This window comes from Streptomyces sp. NPDC047974 (genome assembly GCF_040653375.1).
In the GTDB taxonomy this organism is placed as follows: domain Bacteria; phylum Actinomycetota; class Actinomycetes; order Streptomycetales; family Streptomycetaceae; genus Streptomyces.
In genome coordinates, this window is the sequence record NZ_JBEZNU010000015.1 from 148,012 (window position 1) to 164,726 (window position 16,715).

General features: G+C 72.8%; 19 protein-coding genes. 7 read left to right on the forward strand and 12 right to left on the reverse strand.

Going from position 1 to position 16,715, the window contains the following annotated elements; translation table 11 throughout:
* Positions 1-73: 73 nt before the first annotated feature.
* The 6 genes from AB0E19_RS22240 to AB0E19_RS22265 all read left to right on the forward strand — a co-directional run bounded on the left by AB0E19_RS22240 (position 74) and on the right by AB0E19_RS22265 (position 6,146).
* Positions 74-1,156, forward strand: coding sequence for a substrate-binding domain-containing protein (locus AB0E19_RS22240; protein WP_362182806.1), 1,083 nt, complete (start codon positions 74-76; stop codon positions 1,154-1,156).
* 137 nt (positions 1,157-1,293) lie between these two features.
* The gene (locus AB0E19_RS22245; protein ID WP_362182809.1) at positions 1,294-2,610 is read left to right on the forward strand and encodes a sugar ABC transporter substrate-binding protein; all 1,317 of its coding nucleotides are present in this window, start codon (positions 1,294-1,296) and stop codon (positions 2,608-2,610) included.
* A gap of 4 nt (positions 2,611-2,614) precedes the next feature.
* Positions 2,615-3,505 (forward strand): sugar ABC transporter permease, encoded by an 891-nt coding sequence (locus AB0E19_RS22250; RefSeq protein WP_362182812.1) that lies wholly within the window; start codon positions 2,615-2,617, stop codon positions 3,503-3,505.
* Entirely contained in the window at positions 3,502-4,350 is an 849-nt protein-coding gene (locus AB0E19_RS22255) for a carbohydrate ABC transporter permease (RefSeq protein ID WP_362182815.1), read from the forward strand. Before AB0E19_RS22250 ends, AB0E19_RS22255 begins: the two co-directional genes overlap by 4 nt.
* Before the next feature lie 34 nt (positions 4,351-4,384).
* The gene (locus AB0E19_RS22260) at positions 4,385-5,404 is read left to right on the forward strand and encodes a hydroxyacid dehydrogenase (protein ID WP_362182818.1); all 1,020 of its coding nucleotides are present in this window, start codon (positions 4,385-4,387) and stop codon (positions 5,402-5,404) included.
* A 43-nt stretch (positions 5,405-5,447) separates the two neighbouring features.
* Complete coding sequence (locus tag AB0E19_RS22265; RefSeq protein WP_362182821.1) at positions 5,448-6,146, forward strand: ester cyclase; 699 nt, start codon at positions 5,448-5,450, stop codon at positions 6,144-6,146.
* Between the two features lie 63 nt (positions 6,147-6,209).
* On the opposite strand, the gene groL is transcribed toward AB0E19_RS22265, so the two are convergent.
* The 4 genes from groL to AB0E19_RS22285 all read right to left on the reverse strand — a co-directional run bounded on the left by groL (position 6,210) and on the right by AB0E19_RS22285 (position 9,533).
* Positions 6,210-7,838: a chaperonin GroEL gene (groL, locus tag AB0E19_RS22270; RefSeq protein WP_362182824.1), complete on the reverse strand. Its 1,629-nt coding sequence runs from the start codon at positions 7,836-7,838 to the stop codon at positions 6,210-6,212.
* Between the two features lie 105 nt (positions 7,839-7,943).
* Positions 7,944-8,252: a co-chaperone GroES gene (groES, locus tag AB0E19_RS22275; RefSeq protein WP_004955293.1), complete on the reverse strand. Its 309-nt coding sequence runs from the start codon at positions 8,250-8,252 to the stop codon at positions 7,944-7,946.
* A 178-nt stretch (positions 8,253-8,430) separates the two neighbouring features.
* Entirely contained in the window at positions 8,431-8,598 is a 168-nt protein-coding gene (locus AB0E19_RS22280) for a hypothetical protein (RefSeq protein ID WP_362182827.1), read from the reverse strand.
* A complete protein-coding gene (locus AB0E19_RS22285; protein ID WP_362182830.1) occupies positions 8,595-9,533 on the reverse strand; it encodes a polysaccharide deacetylase family protein in 939 nt (312 codons plus the stop codon). Before AB0E19_RS22285 ends, AB0E19_RS22280 begins: the two co-directional genes overlap by 4 nt.
* Positions 9,534-9,659: 126 nt before the next feature.
* Here AB0E19_RS22285 and AB0E19_RS22290 point away from each other — a divergent pair, with 126 nt between their 5' ends.
* Positions 9,660-10,835, forward strand: a complete 1,176-nt coding sequence (locus tag AB0E19_RS22290) for a class I SAM-dependent methyltransferase (protein ID WP_362182833.1) — start codon at positions 9,660-9,662, stop codon at positions 10,833-10,835.
* On the opposite strand, the gene AB0E19_RS22295 is transcribed toward AB0E19_RS22290, so the two are convergent.
* From AB0E19_RS22295 to tsaB, 8 genes are all read right to left on the reverse strand, one after another.
* The gene (locus AB0E19_RS22295; protein ID WP_362182836.1) at positions 10,780-11,436 is read right to left on the reverse strand and encodes a hypothetical protein; all 657 of its coding nucleotides are present in this window, start codon (positions 11,434-11,436) and stop codon (positions 10,780-10,782) included. The genes AB0E19_RS22290 and AB0E19_RS22295 overlap by 56 nt on opposite strands.
* A gap of 10 nt (positions 11,437-11,446) precedes the next feature.
* Positions 11,447-12,694 carry a DUF6596 domain-containing protein gene (locus AB0E19_RS22300; protein ID WP_362182955.1) on the reverse strand — a complete coding sequence of 416 codons (1,248 nt, stop codon included), beginning with the start codon at positions 12,692-12,694 and terminating at the stop codon, positions 11,447-11,449.
* A gap of 73 nt (positions 12,695-12,767) precedes the next feature.
* Positions 12,768-13,133, reverse strand: coding sequence for a YciI family protein (locus tag AB0E19_RS22305; RefSeq protein ID WP_319010182.1), 366 nt, complete (start codon positions 13,131-13,133; stop codon positions 12,768-12,770).
* A 96-nt stretch (positions 13,134-13,229) separates the two neighbouring features.
* Positions 13,230-14,072 carry a polysaccharide deacetylase family protein gene (locus tag AB0E19_RS22310; protein ID WP_362182840.1) on the reverse strand — a complete coding sequence of 281 codons (843 nt, stop codon included), beginning with the start codon at positions 14,070-14,072 and terminating at the stop codon, positions 13,230-13,232.
* 55 nt (positions 14,073-14,127) lie between these two features.
* On the reverse strand, positions 14,128-14,388 hold the full coding sequence (locus AB0E19_RS22315) for a hypothetical protein (protein WP_359526346.1): 261 nt from the start codon (positions 14,386-14,388) through the stop codon (positions 14,128-14,130).
* Complete coding sequence (gene tsaD, locus AB0E19_RS22320) at positions 14,385-15,485, reverse strand: tRNA (adenosine(37)-N6)-threonylcarbamoyltransferase complex transferase subunit TsaD (protein ID WP_362182845.1); 1,101 nt, start codon at positions 15,483-15,485, stop codon at positions 14,385-14,387. Before tsaD ends, AB0E19_RS22315 begins: the two co-directional genes overlap by 4 nt.
* The gene (gene rimI / locus AB0E19_RS22325) at positions 15,485-15,958 is read right to left on the reverse strand and encodes a ribosomal protein S18-alanine N-acetyltransferase (protein WP_362182958.1); all 474 of its coding nucleotides are present in this window, start codon (positions 15,956-15,958) and stop codon (positions 15,485-15,487) included. The genes tsaD and rimI overlap by 1 nt, the downstream gene beginning before the upstream one ends.
* Positions 15,959-15,996: 38 nt before the next feature.
* A complete protein-coding gene (gene tsaB / locus AB0E19_RS22330; RefSeq protein WP_360601279.1) occupies positions 15,997-16,656 on the reverse strand; it encodes a tRNA (adenosine(37)-N6)-threonylcarbamoyltransferase complex dimerization subunit type 1 TsaB in 660 nt (219 codons plus the stop codon).
* Positions 16,657-16,715: the final 59 nt, after the last annotated feature.

The following is a 16,715-nucleotide window of genomic DNA, read 5'->3' on the forward strand; positions in this document are numbered from 1 at the left end:
ATCGAAACTCCCGCCGTTCGATCATTTTCGTCTAAGGTCGGGGGACCACCACCACCGCGAGGGGGAACCGCACGTGCGCGAGAGTGCCGCCGAACGACACGCCCGACTGCTGGACCTGGTGCGCGAGCGCGGCACGGTCCGCGTCGCCGAGCTGGCCGGCCTCCTGGGGGTCTCCCCCGTGACCGCCCGCCGCGACGCCGAGGCGCTCGCCTCGCGCGGACTGCTCGACCGGGTGCACGGCCAGGTCTCCTGGCCCCGGCCCGCCGCGCCCGGGGCCCCGGCCGGCGAGGGCCTGGTGCTGGGCCTGCTCGCGCCCTCCGCCACGTACTACTTCGCCGAGGTGATCCGGGGCGCGCACGAGGCGGCGGCCCGGGCGGGCGCCCGGCTCGTGCTGCGGATCTCGGACTACCGCCCCGAGGAGGACCGGGCCCGCACCGAGGGGCTGCTCGCGGCCGGCGCCGAGGGCGTGCTCGTCGCGCCGGGCTGGCGCGGGCCCGAGGACCGGCTCGCGTACGGCGACTGGCTGGCGGAGCTGCCGGTGCCGGCCGTGCTCCTGGAGCGGCGCGCCGAGCCCGGCAGCCCGCTCGACGGCCTGGACCGGGTCTCCTCCGACCACGCCCACGGGGTGCTGCTCGCCCTGCGCCATCTGCTGGGGCTCGGGCACGCGACGCCGCTGCTCGTGGCGCGGGGGGACTCGCCGACCGCGCTCGCGGTGCGGGCCGGGTACGCGGAGGCGCTGGCGGTGCTCGGCCTGGAGCAGCCGCTTCCGGTCATCGAGTCCGTGCCGGCCGAGGCGGATCCGGAGGGTTTCGAGCGGGCGGTGCGGGCGCTGCACGAGGCGGTCCGCTCGGGCCTGGCGAGCGCGGCGCTCGTCCACAACGACGTGGACGCGATCGAGATCACCCAGCGGCTCGCCCCGCTCGGCGTGCGGGTGCCGCAGGACCTCGCCCTCGTCGCGTACGACGACGAGGTCGCCGCGCTGGCCGACACCCCGCTGACGGCGGTCGCCCCGCCGAAGCGGCAGGTGGGCCGGCACGCCGCGGAGCTGCTCGTCGAGCGGCTCCGTGGCGGCGCGGACGAGGAGGAGGCGGCCGCCCGCCATGTGAGCCTGCTGCCGCGGCTGCGGGTCCGGGCGTCCTGCGGGACCGCCCGCTGAGCACCACGCGCTGAACACCACCCGCTGATCGAACTATCCTTTTTTCGATCATTCAATCTTTCGCTCTTGACTTCGCTCAGGAACGGTCCCAGGATCACGGCCAACCCCGTCCACGCCCTTCCACCAGGAGCCGTGCCGTGAGCCTCAGCTGGAGCAGAACGACCCGCGTCATAGCCGGCACCGCCACCGCCCTCGCCGTCCTCACGGCCTGCGGCGGCGGCGGTGACGACACCGCGGACAAGCCGGACGGTCCCGTCACGATCACCTTCTGGGGCTGGGCCAAGGGCACGAAGGACGTCGTCGACGCCTTCAACGCCTCGCACACCGACATCCGGGTGACCTACGAGGAGATCCCCTCCGGCAACGCCGGCGGCTACGCCAAGATCTCCAACGCCGTGAAGGCGGGCAACGCCCCCGACCTCGTCTCCCTGGAGTACCCCTCGCTCCCCGAGTTCGTCTCCTCCGGCGCCCTCCAGGACATCGGCGACGCCTTCACCGAGGCCGACCGCGCGAAGTTCCTTCCCCAGGCCGTCGAACTCACCACCCTCGGCGGTAAGTCCTGGGCCGTCCCCTTCGACGCCGCCCCGCAGGCCTTCTACTACCGCAAGGACCTCTTCGAGAAGCACCGGATCGAGGTCCCCACCACCTGGGACGCCTTCAGGAAGGCCGCCGAGCAGGTGCGGAAGGCCGACGCCGGGGCCCGGATCGCCACCTTCTTCCCCGACGACCCCACCACCTTCGAGGCCATGGCCTGGCAGGCCGGCGCCCAGTGGTTCAAGGCCGAGAACGACACCTGGAAGATCGACACCACCGACCCGGCCACCACCAAGGTCACCGCCTACTGGCAGGGCCTCCTCGACGACGGACTCGTCCACAAGAACGCCTCCTTCAGCCCCGAGTGGACCGGCTCCCTCAAGAACGGCACCACCCTCGGCTACCTCGGCGCCTCCTGGGGCGCCGGCGTCCTCAAGGGCACCCTCCCCGAACAGTCCGGCAAGTGGGCCGTCGCCCCCATGCCCAGCTGGGACGGCAAGCCCGCCTCCGGCATGCTCGGCGGCTCCACCTTCGCCGTGCCGAAGAACAGCGCGAAGAAGGCGGCGGCCGTCGAGTTCGCGAAGTGGATGACCACCACCGAGGAGGGCGTCAAGGCACGCATCGCCTCCGGCACCTCCAGCGCCTTCCCCGCCGCGACCGCCCTGCGCCCCGTCGCCAGGAAGGCCTTCGACGCCGGCTACTACGGCGGCCAGGACATCTACGCCCTCTTCGAGGCGGCCGGCGCCTCCATCTCCCCGCGGTGGTCCTGGGGCCCGACCACCGGCACCACCAACACCACCATCAAGGACCGCTTCGGCGCCGTCGCCCCCGGCGGCCCCACCCTCGCCGAGGCGGTGAAGGCCGGCCACGACGCCACCGTCGCCGAACTCACCAAGCGCGGCCTGAAGGTCGAGGGCTGAGCACGTGAAGGCCCGCACCCGTGCCGCGGCACTCCTGCTGACCCCGTTCCTCCTGCTCTTCACCGCGGTACTGGTGGTGCCGATCGGCTACGCGGTCTGGCTGAGCCTCTTCACCGAGAAGCAGTCGGGACTGGGCTTCGGCGGCTCCGAGACCGTCTTCGCCGGCCTCGGCAACTACGCCACGGCACTGGGTGACCGGGCCTTCCGCGAGGGCTTCGGCGTGCTGCTCGGCTACTGCCTGCTCTATCTTCCGCTGCTGCTCGGCGGCGCCCTCGGCCTCGCCCTCCTCCTCGACTCCGCCCTCGCCCGCGCCCGGCGCTTCTTCCAGCTCGCGCTCTTCCTGCCGCACGCCGTGCCCGGCATCATCGCCGCGCTGATCTGGGTCTACCTCTACACGCCCCAACTCAGCCCGGTCGTCCGCGCGATGGAGGCCGGCGGGATCGGCTTCGACTTCTTCTCCCCCGAGGGCGCCCTGCCGTCCGTCGTCAACATCGCCCTCTGGGAGTGGCTCGGCTACAACCTGATCATCTTCTACGCCGCCCTCCAGGCCATCGACCGCTCCGTCCTCGAAGCCGCCACCGTCGACGGCGCCGGCGCCTGGCGCACCGCCTTCGCCGTCAAGATCCCGCTGCTCCGCGGCTCCCTGGCGATGGTCGGCCTCTTCACCGTCATCGGCTCCCTCCAGCTCTTCACCGAACCGCTGATCCTCAGCAGGGGCACGGGCTCCGCCGTCACCTCCACCTGGACGCCGAACATGTACGCGTACTCCGCCGCCTTCGACCGCAACGACTACGGCCTGGCCGCGGCCGCCTCGATCCTGCTCGCCCTGACGGCCGCGCTGCTCTCCTTCGCCGTCACCCGCCTGACCGGCACCCGGAAGGAGCGGACCGCATGAGCGCCCCCCGCTCCCGCTGGCTCTCGAAGACCGCCGTCAACGGCGCCCTCCTCCTCGCCACCTGCTACATGCTCTTCCCGCTCGTCTGGCTGGTCACCGCCGCCACCAAGGACGCCGGCGGCCTCCTCGCCGGAAACGCCTTCTCCTTCGAGGGCTTCGACCTCGGCGGCAACCTCGCCCGGCTCGCCGCCTACAACGACGGCGTCTACTTCCGCTGGTACCTCAACAGCCTGCTCTACGCCGGAGTCGGCGCCGCCGCCTGCGCGCTGATCAGCGTCGCCGCCGGATACGCCTTCCACGTCTACGACTTCCGCGGCAAGGAGAAGCTCTTCGGGCTCGTCCTGCTCGGCGTCCTCGTCCCCACCACCGCGCTCGCCCTGCCGATGTACCTGCTCGCCAGCGAACTCGGCATCGTCAACACCTACGCCGCCGTGCTCCTGCCGGTCCTCGTCAACCCCTTCGGGGTCTACCTCTCCCGGGTGCTGTGCGCCGCCTACGTCCCCGACGAGGTCCTGGAGGCCGCGCGCGTCGACGGCGCCGGCGAGCTGCGGGTCTTCTGGTCGATCGGTCTGCGCACGGTCATGCCGGGCTTCGTGACCGTCTTCCTCTTCCAGTTCACCGCCGTCTGGAACAACTTCTTCCTCCCCCTGGTGATGCTCTCGGACCAGAAGCTCTTCCCGCTGAGCCTCGGCCTGTACGCGTGGAACAGCAACGCCCACGCCGAACCGGACTACTACCCCCTGGTCGTCACCGGCTCCCTGCTCGCCGTCGTCCCCCTCGTCCTCGCCTTCGTCTCGCTCCAGCGCCACTGGAAGGCCGGCCTCACCGCCGGCAGCGTCAAGTGAGGAGCCCCGTCACGTGAGGAGCTCACCTCCCACCATGCACCCGACCACCGACAACCGCCCCGCGCTGCTGCTCGCGATGGGCCCCGGCGTCGCCGACCGCCTCCTCACCGACGCCCACCGCACCCGCCTCGCGGCCCTCACCCGCACCGATCCGCACCTGGTCGCCCACGACCTGACCGCCCCCGACCCGCGCACCGCCGCCGCCCTCGCCGAGGCCGAACTCCTCCTCACCTGCTGGGGAGCCACCCCGCTCACCCCGGAGGTGCTGGCCCGCGCCCCCCGCCTCAAGGCCGTGGTGCACGCGGCCGGTTCGGTCAAGCACCACGTCACCGACGCCTGCTGGGAACGCGGCCTGAAGGTCACCAGCGCCGCCGCCGCCAACGCGCTCCCGGTCGCCGAGTACACCCTCGCCGCGATCCTCTTCGCCGGGAAGCGGGTGCTGCGCTCGGCCCGCCGGTACGCCGAACTCCGCACCGGCCACGGCTGGCTGGCCGAGTCCGCCGCCTGGGGCAACTACCGCCGCACGGTCGGCATCGTCGGCGCCTCCCGGATCGGCCGCCGGGTCGTGGACCTCCTGCGCCCCTTCGACGTCGAGGTGCTGCTCTACGACCCGTACCTGACGGCACCCCCGCCGGGCGCGGCCCTCGCCGGTCTGGACGAGCTCTGCGCCCGCAGCTCGGTGGTCTCCGTGCACGCGCCGCAGCTCCCGTCCACGTACCGCATGATCGGTCCCCGCCAGCTCGCCGCCCTGCCCGACGGCGCCACCCTGATCAACACCTCCCGGGGCTCCCTGGTCGACGAGGACGCCCTCCTCCCGCACCTCACCTCGGGCCGCCTCCACGCGGTCCTCGACGTCACCGACCCCGAGCTGCCGCCGCCCGGCTCCCCGCTCTACACCCTCCCCAACGTCCTGCTCACCCCGCACATCGCCGGCTCCCTCGGCAACGAACTGCACCGGATGACCGACCAGGCACTGGACGAGATCGTCCGCTACACCCGCGGCGAGCCCTTCGCCGAGGAGCTAAGAGCCGCCGACCTCGGCCACTCGGCCTAGACTGGAGGGGTCCATCCGCGGCTTCGCCCGGTCGGAGGCGGCCATGACCTTCGTGCAGATCATCGATTGCAGGACGAGCCAGGTCGAGGAGCTCAACCGGCTCATGGACCGCTGGGTCGAGCAGACCCGGGGGAAGCGGACCGCCACCCACTCCATCGTCGGGACCGACCGGTCCGACTCCCAGCACGTCGTGGAGATCGTGGAGTTCCCCTCGTACGACGTGGCGATGCGCAACTCCCAGCTGCCGGAGACCGACCGGATCTTCCGGGAGATGGTCGCCCTCTGCGACGAGATGCCGACCTTCACCGATCTGGACGTGGTGCGGGACGAGGCGCTGTACAAGGCGAACGCGCGGCGCTTCTTCGAGCTGATCTCCTCCGACGGGGAGCTGCCGCCGCTCGACGAGGTCTTCGCCGAGGGGTACCACGACCACGACCCCGGCAACCCCAGCGACTCCTACGGCATGGACGCCCTGCGGCGCGAGGCCGAGATGTGGCGGTCGGCGTTCGACTTCACGTTCACCATCGAGGACCAGATCGCCGACGGCGACCGGGTCTGCACCCGCTGGACCTGGAAGGGCAGCCACGTCGGCGACTTCATGGGGATCCAGCCCACCGGCATGGAGGTGAGCATGACCGGGATGGTCGTGCACCGCTTCCGGGAGGACGGCAAGGCCGTCGAGGGCTGGTGGCAGTACGACCTGCTCGGGCTGATGGGCCAGCTCGGCGCGGTCGAGGCGTGAGAAGCACCGAGGCCCGGTGCCCCCGCGACGGGGGCACCGGGCCTCGGTGGTCAGTCGGTGGCCTCAGTGGGAGTGGCCGTGCGAGTGGCCGTGGCCCGCGTCCGCCGGCTCCTCCTCCTTCTTCTCCACCACGAGGGTCTCGGTGGTGAGGAGCAGGGAGGCGATCGACGCGGCGTTCTCCAGGGCGGAGCGCGTGACCTTCACCGGGTCGATGACGCCGGCCTTGACCAGGTCGCCGTACTCGCCGGTGGCGGCGTTGAAGCCCTGGCCCTTGTCGAGCTCGGCGACCTTGGAGGTGATGACGTAGCCCTCCAGGCCGGCGTTCTCGGCGATCCAGCGCAGCGGCTCGACGGCGGCGCGGCGGACGACGGCGACACCGGTGGCCTCGTCGCCGTCCTTGCCGAGGTTGCCCTCCAGGACCTTGACGGCGTGGACGAGCGCGGAGCCACCACCGGAGACGATGCCCTCCTCGACCGCGGCGCGGGTCGCGGAGATGGCGTCCTCCAGACGGTGCTTCTTCTCCTTCAGCTCCACCTCGGTGGCGGCGCCGACCTTGATCACGCACACGCCGCCGGCCAGCTTCGCGAGGCGCTCCTGGAGCTTCTCGCGGTCCCAGTCGGAGTCCGTGGACTCGATCTCGGCCTTGATCTGGGCGACGCGGCCCGCGACGTCGGCGGACTCGCCGCCGCCGTCGACGATGGTGGTGTCGTCCTTGGTGACGGTGACGCGGCGGGCGGTGCCCAGCACGTCGAGACCGGCCTGGTCGAGCTTGAGGCCGACCTCCTCGGCGATGACGGTGGCACCGGTGAGGGTGGCCATGTCCTGGAGCATCGCCTTGCGGCGGTCGCCGAAGCCGGGGGCCTTGACGGCCACGGCGTTGAAGGTGCCGCGGATCTTGTTGACGACGAGGGTGGAGAGCGCCTCGCCCTCGACGTCCTCGGCGATGATCAGCAGCGGCTTGGAGCCACCGGCCTGGATGACCTTCTCCAGGAGCGGCAGGAGGTCCTGGATCGAGGAGATCTTGCCCTGGTTGATCAGGATGTACGGGTCGTCGAGGACGGCCTCCATACGCTCCTGGTCGGAGACCATGTACGGCGAGAGGTAGCCCTTGTCGAAGGCCATGCCCTCGGTGAACTCCAGCTCCAGGCCGAAGGTGTTGGACTCCTCGACGGTGATGACACCGTCCTTGCCGACCTTGTCCATGGCCTCGGCGATGAGCTCGCCGACCTGCTGGTCCTGGGCGGAGAGCGCGGCGACGGCGGCGATGTCCGACTTGTCGTCGATCGGGCGCGCGGTGGCGAGCAGCTCGTCGGAGACGGCCTTGACGGCGGCGTCGATGCCCTTCTTCAGGGAGGCCGGGGAGGCGCCGGCGGCGACGTTGCGCAGACCCTCGCGGACGAGCGCCTGGGCGAGCACGGTGGCGGTGGTGGTGCCGTCACCCGCGATGTCGTTGGTCTTGGTCGCCACCTCCTTGACGAGCTGGGCGCCGAGGTTCTCGTACGGGTCGTCGATCTCGACCTCGCGGGCGATCGTGACACCGTCGTTGGTGATGGTGGGGGCGCCGAACTTCTTGTCGATGACGACGTTGCGGCCCTTGGGGCCGATCGTCACCTTCACCGTGTCGGCAAGCTTGTTGACGCCGCGCTCAAGGGCGCGACGGGCGTCCTCGTCGAACTTCAGGATCTTCGCCATGGGAGCGGTTCAGCCCTCTCGGAAATCGTGTGGGAAAACGAACCGCGCCCCTGGACGCCCAAGAGATCAAGGGGTCAGGGGCGCGGTCAAAGCAGGTACGTCGTCTTACTTCTCGATGATCGCGAGCACGTCGCGGGCCGAGAGGACGAGGTACTCGTCGCCGTTGTACTTCACCTCGGTGCCGCCGTACTTGCTGTAGAGCACGACGTCGCCGACCTTGACGTCGAGCGGCAGGCGCTCGCCGTTCTCGAAGCGGCCCGGGCCCACGGCGAGGACGGCGCCCTCCTGGGGCTTCTCCTTCGCGGTGTCCGGGATGACCAGGCCGGAGGCCGTGGTCTGCTCGGCGTCGAGCGGCTGGACCACGATGCGGTCCTCAAGCGGCTTGATGGCAACCTTGGAGCTGGCGGTCGTCACGATCCGACCTCCCCCTTCGGAGATCTCGCGGGGTTAACTGTCTGGGGTCGCGACCAGCTGGGATCCGTCGTCGCGGGTGCCGGACCTGCCCGTCGCTGTTCTGGCACTCTCCTGCGGGGAGTGCCAGAGCCGAGACTATGACCGCGATTAGCACTCGGTCAAGCGGAGTGCCAATTCCTCACCCCGTGGCGCCCTCCGCGCGGACGGCGCCGCCGGCCGGACCGCCGTCGCCGACCCGCTCGACGGCCTTGCGGCCGAGGCGTTCCAGGGGGTCGACCGCGGCGGCGCAGCCGGTGAGGGCGAGGAGGAGCGCGGCGACCAGCAGGGGCCGCAGGCGGCGGCTCATACGTAGTCCTCCAGCCTGGCGACCGCGTAGCCCTTCGAGGTGATCACGTTCATCACCCGCCGGATCATGTCCGGCATGCTGCCCTTCCATTCCTCCTCGCCGCGGAAGTGGGTGAGGACGATGTCGCCGGGGTGGAGGTCGCGGTCCCACTCGCGCCACTCCATGTGGTCGGGGAAGGCCTCGGAGGCCCAGAGCGGGACCGCCTTGACGCCGCAGGACCCGGCGGCGCGCAGGGTGTCCTCGTTGTAGTTGCCGTAGGGCGGGCGGAAGAGTTCGGGGCGCTTGCCGTACTTCTTCTCGATGACGTCCTGCATGCCGCAGATCTCGCGCTTCTGACGGGCGTAGGAGAGTCCGGGCAGGTACTTGTGGTTGAGGGTGTGGTTGTGGAGGGCGACGCCGCGCGGCTGGGACTTCTGCATCCTCCCGAAGTAGCCGTAGTCGTCGCTGACCACGTAGTCGCTGAGGAAGGCGCTGTACGGGATGGACAGGTCGGCCATCATCCGGATGAGCGCGGGGTCCTTCTCCGCGCCGTCGTCGATCGTCAGGAAGACGATCTTCTCCTTGGTGGGGACGGTGGTGAAGACGGGCGGCAGGCCCTCCCCGTCGGTCTCGAAGCCCTTGCGGGTGGTGATCCTCGGCTTGGTCTTCGGCGGGGCGGGGGCTTCGAGGGGGGTCAGCTTGAGCCCCCACTTCTTCGCGGCGGCGGCCCGCACGGCCCGTCGCTTCGCCGTCGCGGCCTTCTCGGCGGCGGCCTTCTCCGCGGCGAGCCGGGCGGGGGTCTTCGCCGGGGCCTGCTGGCCGGCGGCGGGCGCGGGGGCGCCGCCGGACCCCGGCCCCGAGGCGGTGTCGGAGCCGCCGGAGCAGGCGGCGGTGGAGGTGAGCGCGGCGACGAGGAGCGCGGCCCCCAGGGCACGGCGCGAGCCACCCTTTGCCATCGATTCTTCCTTTTGTCGTACGAACGGTATGGCGCCGCATCCTGTCAGCGCGACCCGCCCCTCCGGCCGCGACACCGCCGAGCCGGCCCCACCGTCCCCCGCCCGGCCCACAGGGAGAATGGGACGGTGACCGACCTCGCCGCCTTCACCGCCCTGCTCGCCCCCGAGGGCCAGACGCTCCTCGCCGCCCTGCGCGACTACGACCCCGCCCAGGAGCTGGCGGTCGCCTCCCGGCTGCGCCGCGACCACCCCGCCGAGCTCGTCTCGGCCGCCCTCGGGCAGGCCCGGCTGCGGCAGCGCGCGGTGGCGAAGTTCGGCGCCGAGGACGCCTACCGCATGTACTTCACGCCCCACGGCGTCGAGCAGTCCACCCGCGCGACCGTCGGCACCTACCGCGCGGCCCGCCTCAAGGCCCTCGGCGTCGGCTCGGTCGCCGACCTCTGCTCCGGCATCGGCGGCGACGCGCTCGCGCTCGCCCGCGCCGGCATCTCCGTCCTCGCCGTCGACCGCGACCCGCTCACCGCCGCGACCGCCCGCGCCAACGCCGCCGCCCTCGGCCTCGACGGCCTGATCGAGGTGCGCTGCGCCGACGTCACCGAGATCGACACGGCGCCGTACGACGCCGTCTTCGTCGACCCGGCCCGGCGCGACGGCCGGGGCCGCATCTTCGACCCGGAGGCCTACTCGCCGCCGCTCTCCTGGGCCATGGAGGCCGCCCGCAAGGCCCCGCACGCCGCCCTGAAGATCGCCCCCGGCATCCCGCACGAGACCGTCCCGGACGAGGCGGAGGCCGAGTGGATCTCGGACGGCGGGGACGTGAAGGAGGCCGTCCTCTGGTTCGGTACGGAGCCGGGCGCGCGCCGCGCCACCCTGCTGCCCTCCGGCGCGAGCCTCACCGGCCGGGGCCTGCCCGACCCGGCGGTCCGCCCCGTCGGCCGGTACCTCTACGAGCCCGACGGCGCCGTCATCCGCGCCCACCTGGTCGCCGAGGTCGCCGAGGAGCTGGGCGGGGGCCTGATCGACGGGACGATCGCGTACGTCACCGCGGACGAGCTGCGCCCCACCCCGTACGCCTCCGCCTACGAGATCACCGACGTCCTGCCCTTCAACCTCAAGAAGCTGAAGGCCCTGCTGCGCGAGCGCGAGGTCGGCACCCTGACGGTGAAGAAGCGCGGCTCGGCCGTCGAGCCCGAGGAGATCCGCCGCAAGGTGCGGCCGAAGGGCCCGAACGCGGCGACGGTCCTGCTCACACGTGTCGCGGGGGCCCCGACGATGCTGATCGGCCGGCCGGCACGAGCCTGAGCGCCGTCCGGTAGTGCCCGACGGCCTTGAAGAGCCCGGTCAGGCCGTTGATCCAGAGGATGAGCGCGACGCCCATGCCGTACGCGACCAGCCCGTAGCCGTTCGCCGGGTCCGTCCCGGCGGGCACGGCGAAGCCCAGCCACAGCCCCAGACCGCACAGGACGGCGGAGACCGCCATCCAGCAGGCGCTCGCGACGGGCGCGCGCAGCCGCGCGTCCGTCGGCCCGTGCCGGTCCAGGGCGGCCCAGCCGAGCAGCCGTGCCCGCGCCACGCGGTCCCGGCGCACCCCGCGCACCGCGAGCCAGACGCCCGGGACCATCACCCCGAGGCCGAGGAAGGCGATGACCAGCCCGAGGAAAAAGGTGATCGGGTCGAGGATCGCCCCGTGACCGAGGTCGACGAGGAGCACGCCGACCATGCCCCAGCCGAGCTGGAGCACCAGCACCGCCCCGGCGAAGAGCGCGAACCTCCCCCCGCCGAGCAGCCGCCGGGTCAACTCCCCCATCGCGAGGGCCCGGTCCGCGAGCAGCGCGTCCCGGTCGGGCCAGCTGCGGAGCTCGACGGGCGGGGGCGGCGGGGGCAGCGGTATGCGCGGGGACATGATCAGCACCCTAGGGCCCGTCGACCCGGGCCCCGTCCGCCGGCTCCCTTGCGCGGCCCCGCAGCAGTGTCCGCTCCCGCTCGTTCCGGGTCAGCTCCGCCGCCCGCGCGAACTCGGCCCGCGCCTCCTCGGTCCGCCCGAGGCGGGCGAGCAGGTCGCCGCGGACGCTGGGCAGCAAGTGGTACCGCTCCAGAGCGGGTTCGGCGGCGAGCGCGTCGACGATCGGGAGCGCGGCGGCCGGGCCCTCGGCCATCGAGACGGCCACCGCCCGGTTCAGCTCGACCACCGGTGACGGGGCCAGCTCCATCAGCCGCCCGTACAGTCCGGCGATGGTCGTCCAGTCGGTCTCCTCGTAGGAGCGGGCCCGCGCGTGGCAGGCGGCGATCGCGGCCTGGAGGGCGTACGGGCCGTAGGCGCGGCCTCCCCCGGACTCCGTCCGGGGGGACCCCCAGGCGCGGGCGAGGGCCGCGTATCCGCGCCGGACGAGGAGGCGGTTCCAGCGCCGCCGGTCCTGCTCGGCGAGGAGCACCGGCCGCCCGTCGGGGCCGGTGCGGGCGAGGATGCGGGAGGCCTGGAGTTCGAGGAGCGCGGCGAGGCCGTGGGCCTCGCTCTCGCCCGGCATGAGGGCGGCGAGCCCGCGGGCCAGCCGGAGCGCGTCCTCGCAGAGCCCGGGCCGCAGCAGGTCGTCGCCGGCGGTGGCCGCGTACCCCTCGTTGAAGACCAGGTAGACGACCTCCAGGACGGAGCCGAGGCGGGCCGCCCGGTCCTCCCCGTACGGCACCTCGAACGCCACCCCGGCCTTCGCGAGCGCCCGCTTGGCGCGGGTGATCCGGGCGGCGACGGTGGCCTCCGGGACGAGGAAGGCGCGGGCGATCTCGTCCGTCCGCAGCCCGCCGACGAGCCGCAGGGTGAGCGCCGCCCGGGCCTCGGCGGAGAGCACCGGATGGCAGGTGGTGAAGAGGAGCCGCAGCACGTCGTCGTCGATGTCGCCGGGGCCGGAGGGCTCGGGGTCGTACGACTCCTCGGGCAGGTTCCGGCCGACCTCGGCGAGCTTGCGCGCGTACGTCTCGCGGCGCCGCACGAGGTCGACGGCCCGGTGCTTGGCGGTGGCCGTCAGCCAGGCTCCGGGCCGGTCCGGGACGCCGTCGCGCCGCCACTGTTCGAGCGCGGCGACGAGGGCGTCCTGGGCGATCTCCTCGGCGATCCCCACGTCCCGGACGATCCGCGCCACCGTGGCGATGATCCGCGCCGACTCCATCCGGAAGACCGTCTCCAGCGTGCTCTCCACCGTCACGCCTCACATGACAGCACGACGGGGAGCGCGGCGCGGGTCAGCCCTCCGGCATCTCCTCGACCTCGCGGACCTCCAGGCCGACCTTCCAGTGCGGCGGGTGGACGGCGAGGAAGCGCTTCCCCCACTCGACGGCCTCGGCCATGTCCTTGCACTGGAGCATCGCGTAGCCGCCGACGACCTCCTTGGTCTCGGTGAAGGGGCCGTCGGTGAAGGACAGCTTCCCGTCCGACCAGGTGATCCGGGTGGCCTCGGCGGTCGGCTTCAGGCCTGCGGTGTCCACCATGGCGCCGGCCTTGGTGATCTCCTCGAAGAGGGCGCCCATCCGCTCCTCGAAGCCGGGGTCGGCGCTCTCCATGTCGATGGTGTTCTCCTCGATGCGGACGAGGGAGAGGAAGCGGGGCATGGTGACTCCTGGGGGTGCGGTGGCGGGGCCGTTCCCCGCCTTCCACACATACGTCGAACGGGCCGGGCCCGCATCGACACCGCGCCCGGACTTTTCTCAGACGTAGTCCTCCAGGCGGGCCACCGTGAAGCCCTGCTCCTGGATCCTGCGCAGCATCGTCGCGGTCATCTCGGTCATCGTGCGGCCCTTGAGCTCGCCGGGGCCGCGGAAGTGGGCGAGGACGATGTCGCCGGGGTGGAGCTTCCGGTCGCCGCGCTGGTACTGCATGTCGTTGATCTGCATGGACTCGCGCCAGAGGACGATCGCGTCGATGCCGCAGCTGCCGGCGGCGGCGCGGGTGGCCTCGTTCCAGTTGCCGAACGGCGGGCGGAAGAGGCGCGGGGCGGTGCCGTAGCGCTCGCGCAGCCTCTTCTGCTGGCCGCAGATCTCGCGGCGCTGGGCCTCCGGGGAGAGGGTGGGCAGGTTCGGGTGGGTGAGGGTGTGGTTGGCGACGCCGTGGCCCTGTGCGACGAGCGGCTCGAAGTAGCCGTAGTCGCCGCTGATCGCCGCGTCGGTGAGGAACATCGTGAAGGGGACGTCGAGCTCGTCCATCATCCGCACGAACGCGGGGTCCTTCTCGGCGCCGTCGTCGATGGTCAGGAAGACGACCTTGTCGGTGGTCGGGATGTCGCTGATCACCGGGACCGGCCCGCCCGGTTTCCGCTGCACCGGCTTGACGGCGGGCGGGGCGGGCGGCGCGGCGAGGGGCTTGATCCCCCACTTGCGGTACGCGGCGGCCCTGGCGGCCGCCGGGGCGGGCGTCGGTTCCGGGGCGGCGGCCGTCTCCGAGGGCGTCGCCGGGGCGGGGGCGGCCGCCGCGGGCGGGGTCCGGGCCGTGCAACCCGTCACCAGGAGGGTCACCGCGGTCAGCGCCGCCCACACCGCGATCTGCTTCTTCACGGGCTGTGGGATGCCCGATCGGATCGAAAGGTTGCTCGATCGTCGAACTATTCGCCTATTCGACCGATTCGAAGCGCCAGCGGTGGACCGGCCGGGTGATCAGCTCCGCGTCCGGCTCCGGCAGCTCGGGCAGCTCGGCGTCGAGGGCGTCCGCCTCCCACCAGGTGAGCACGAGGACCCGGTCCTGGGGGGCGCGGAAGACCTCCCGGCGGAGCGGCTCGCGCGCCAGGACCCGGGCCCGGGCCCGCGCCCACTCCAGGAGCTCGGCCCCGCGGCCCTGCACCGCCCGGGCCTCCCACATCAGCGCGACCCTCACGAGTAGAGGTTCTCCTTGCTGATCTCGTGCACGTGGTCGTGGTCGTGGGTGTGCCCGGGGACGTGCGGGTCGGTCACCGGAAGCGACGAGTCCGCCGACAGCTCCAGGTCGGAGGCGGCGCGGTTGCGGGCGACCATCTCGGCGCCGAGCGCCGCGACCATCGCGCCGTTGTCGGTGCACAGGCCCGGCCGGGGCACCCGGAGCCGGATGCCGGCCCGCTCGCAGCGCTCCTCGGCGAGCGCCCGGAGCCGCGAGTTCGCGGCGACGCCGCCGCCGATCATCAGGTGGTCGACGCCCTCGTCCTTGCAGGCCCGGACGGCCTTGCGGGTGAGCACGTCGACGACGGCCTCCTGGAAGGAGGCGGCCACGTCCCGCACCGGCACCTCCTCGCCCGCCGCCCGCTTCGCCTCGATCCAGCGGGCCACGGCGGTCTTGAGCCCGGAGAAGGAGAAGTCGTACGCGGGGTCCTTGGCGCCCGACAGGCCGCGCGGGAACGCGATGGCCGCCGGGTCGCCCTCCCGGGCGAGCCGGTCGATGACCGGGCCGCCGGGGAAGCCCAGGTCGAGGACGCGGGCGATCTTGTCGAAGGCCTCGCCGGCCGCGTCGTCGATCGTCGCGCCCAGCGGCCGGACGTCGGAGGTGATGTCGGCGGAGAGCAGCAGCGAGGAGTGCCCGCCGGAGACGAGCAGCGCCATCGTCGGCTCGGGCAGCCTGCCGTGCTCCAGCTGGTCGACGCAGATGTGCGAGGCCAGGTGGTTGACGCCGTACAGCGGCTTGCCGAGCGCGTAGGCGTACGCCTTGGCGGCGGAGACGCCGACGAGCAGGGCGCCCGCGAGGCCGGGGCCCGCGGTGACCGCGATGCCGTCGAGGTCCTTCGCGGAGACGCCGGCGGTCTTCAGGGCCCGCTCGATCGTCGGGACCATCGCCTCCAGGTGGGCCCGGGAGGCGATCTCGGGCACGACGCCGCCGAAGCGGGCGTGGGTGTCGACGCTGGAGGCCACGGCGTCGGCGAGCAGGGTGGTGCCGTGCACGATGCCGACGCCGGTCTCGTCGCAGGAGGTCTCGATGCCGAGCACGAGGGGTTCGTCAGCAGCCATCAGATTTCGGTCCCAGTTCCTTGAACAGTCAGTCGCATCACGAGCGCGTCGACGTTGCCCGGCTGGTAGTAGCCGCGGCGGAAGCCGATGGGCTCGAAGCCGAAGCGCTCGTACAGCTTCTGCGCCCGGGTGTTGTCCACGCGCACTTCGAGCAGGACCTCGTCGCACTCGAAGGCGGTGGCGTGCTGGAGGAGGTCGGCGAGGAGCCGGGCGCCGAGCCCGGTGCCCCACTGCTCGCGGGCGACGGCGATGGTCTGCACGTCCCCGAGTCCGCCGGCCGCCGCCAGGCCCGCGTACCCCGCGAGGCGCGCGGTGCCGTCCGGGGCGGTCTCCTCGGCGACGACGTACCGCCGGGTGGCCCGGGGCCCGCGCGCGTGCGCCAGCTCGGACCAGAACATCCCCTCCGACCAGGCGTCCTCGGGGAAGAGCACGGCTTCGAGCTCCAGCACCTGCGGCAGGTCCCACCAGCGCATCTCGCGCAGCACGGCCTCGCCGCCCGCCACGTCCCCGCTCACTGGGGGGTGACCACCTTGTAGTTCTTCGGCACCTGCGCGTCGGGCCGCCGCAGGTACATCGGCTGCGGGTCGAGGAAGCCCTCGCCGCCCGCCGCGATCCGCTCCGCCGCGAGGGCGGCGAGCGCGCCGGCGGACTGGTGCTCGGGGCCGCGGGCGTCGGGGAAGGCGTCCGGGTAGAGCAGGGCGCCCGCGCCGACCACCGGGAGCCCGGCGAGCCGCTCGGCGATGTCGGCGGGCCGGTCGACGGAGGCGTCGGTGACGCGGGTGCGGGCGTCGTCGTACCGCGCCCAGTAGACCTCCTTGCGGCGGGCGTCGGTCGCCACCGCGAAGGGGCCCTCGATGCCGGAGGCGTACGCGAGGCCGTCGAGGGTGCACAGGCCGTGCACGGGCACCCCGCCGAGCGCGGAGGAGAAGGCGGCGGCCGTGACGAGCCCCACCCGCAGCCCGGTGTAGGGGCCGGGGCCGACCCCGACCACGATGCCGGTCACCGCGTCGAGCGCGGTCCCGGCCTCCTTCAGGACCCGGTCGACGGCGGGGAGCAGCAGCTCCCCGTGACGGCGGGCGTCGACGCGGGTCGACTCGGCGACGACGGCCGTGCCGTCGTGGAGGGCGACGGTGACGGCGGGGGTGGCGGTATCCATGGCGAGCAACAGCACGCGAACAGCCTACGGCGCCACGGGCGGGCGATGCGGCGCGCGGCCCTCCGGGAGCCCGG

Bases quoted from the DNA above. Each gene is read 5' to 3' on its own strand.
- AB0E19_RS22300 (WP_362182955.1), bottom strand. From the start codon at position 12,694: ATGGAGTCGGCGCGGATCATCGCCACGGTGGCGCGGATCGTCCGGGAC.
- AB0E19_RS22260 (WP_362182818.1), top strand. From the start codon at position 4,385: ATGCACCCGACCACCGACAACCGCCCCGCGCTGCTGCTCGCGATGGGC.
- AB0E19_RS22265 (WP_362182821.1), top strand. From the start codon at position 5,448: ATGACCTTCGTGCAGATCATCGATTGCAGGACGAGCCAGGTCGAGGAG.
- AB0E19_RS22305 (WP_319010182.1), bottom strand. From the start codon at position 13,133: ATGCCCCGCTTCCTCTCCCTCGTCCGCATCGAGGAGAACACCATCGAC.
- AB0E19_RS22255 (WP_362182815.1), top strand. From the start codon at position 3,502: ATGAGCGCCCCCCGCTCCCGCTGGCTCTCGAAGACCGCCGTCAACGGC.
- groL (WP_362182824.1), bottom strand. From the start codon at position 7,838: ATGGCGAAGATCCTGAAGTTCGACGAGGACGCCCGTCGCGCCCTTGAG.
- AB0E19_RS22295 (WP_362182836.1), bottom strand. From the start codon at position 11,436: ATGTCCCCGCGCATACCGCTGCCCCCGCCGCCCCCGCCCGTCGAGCTC.
- AB0E19_RS22285 (WP_362182830.1), bottom strand. From the start codon at position 9,533: ATGGCAAAGGGTGGCTCGCGCCGTGCCCTGGGGGCCGCGCTCCTCGTC.
- AB0E19_RS22280 (WP_362182827.1), bottom strand. From the start codon at position 8,598: ATGAGCCGCCGCCTGCGGCCCCTGCTGGTCGCCGCGCTCCTCCTCGCC.
- tsaD (WP_362182845.1), bottom strand. From the start codon at position 15,485: ATGGCTGCTGACGAACCCCTCGTGCTCGGCATCGAGACCTCCTGCGAC.
- rimI (WP_362182958.1), bottom strand. From the start codon at position 15,958: ATGCGCTGGTGGGACCTGCCGCAGGTGCTGGAGCTCGAAGCCGTGCTC.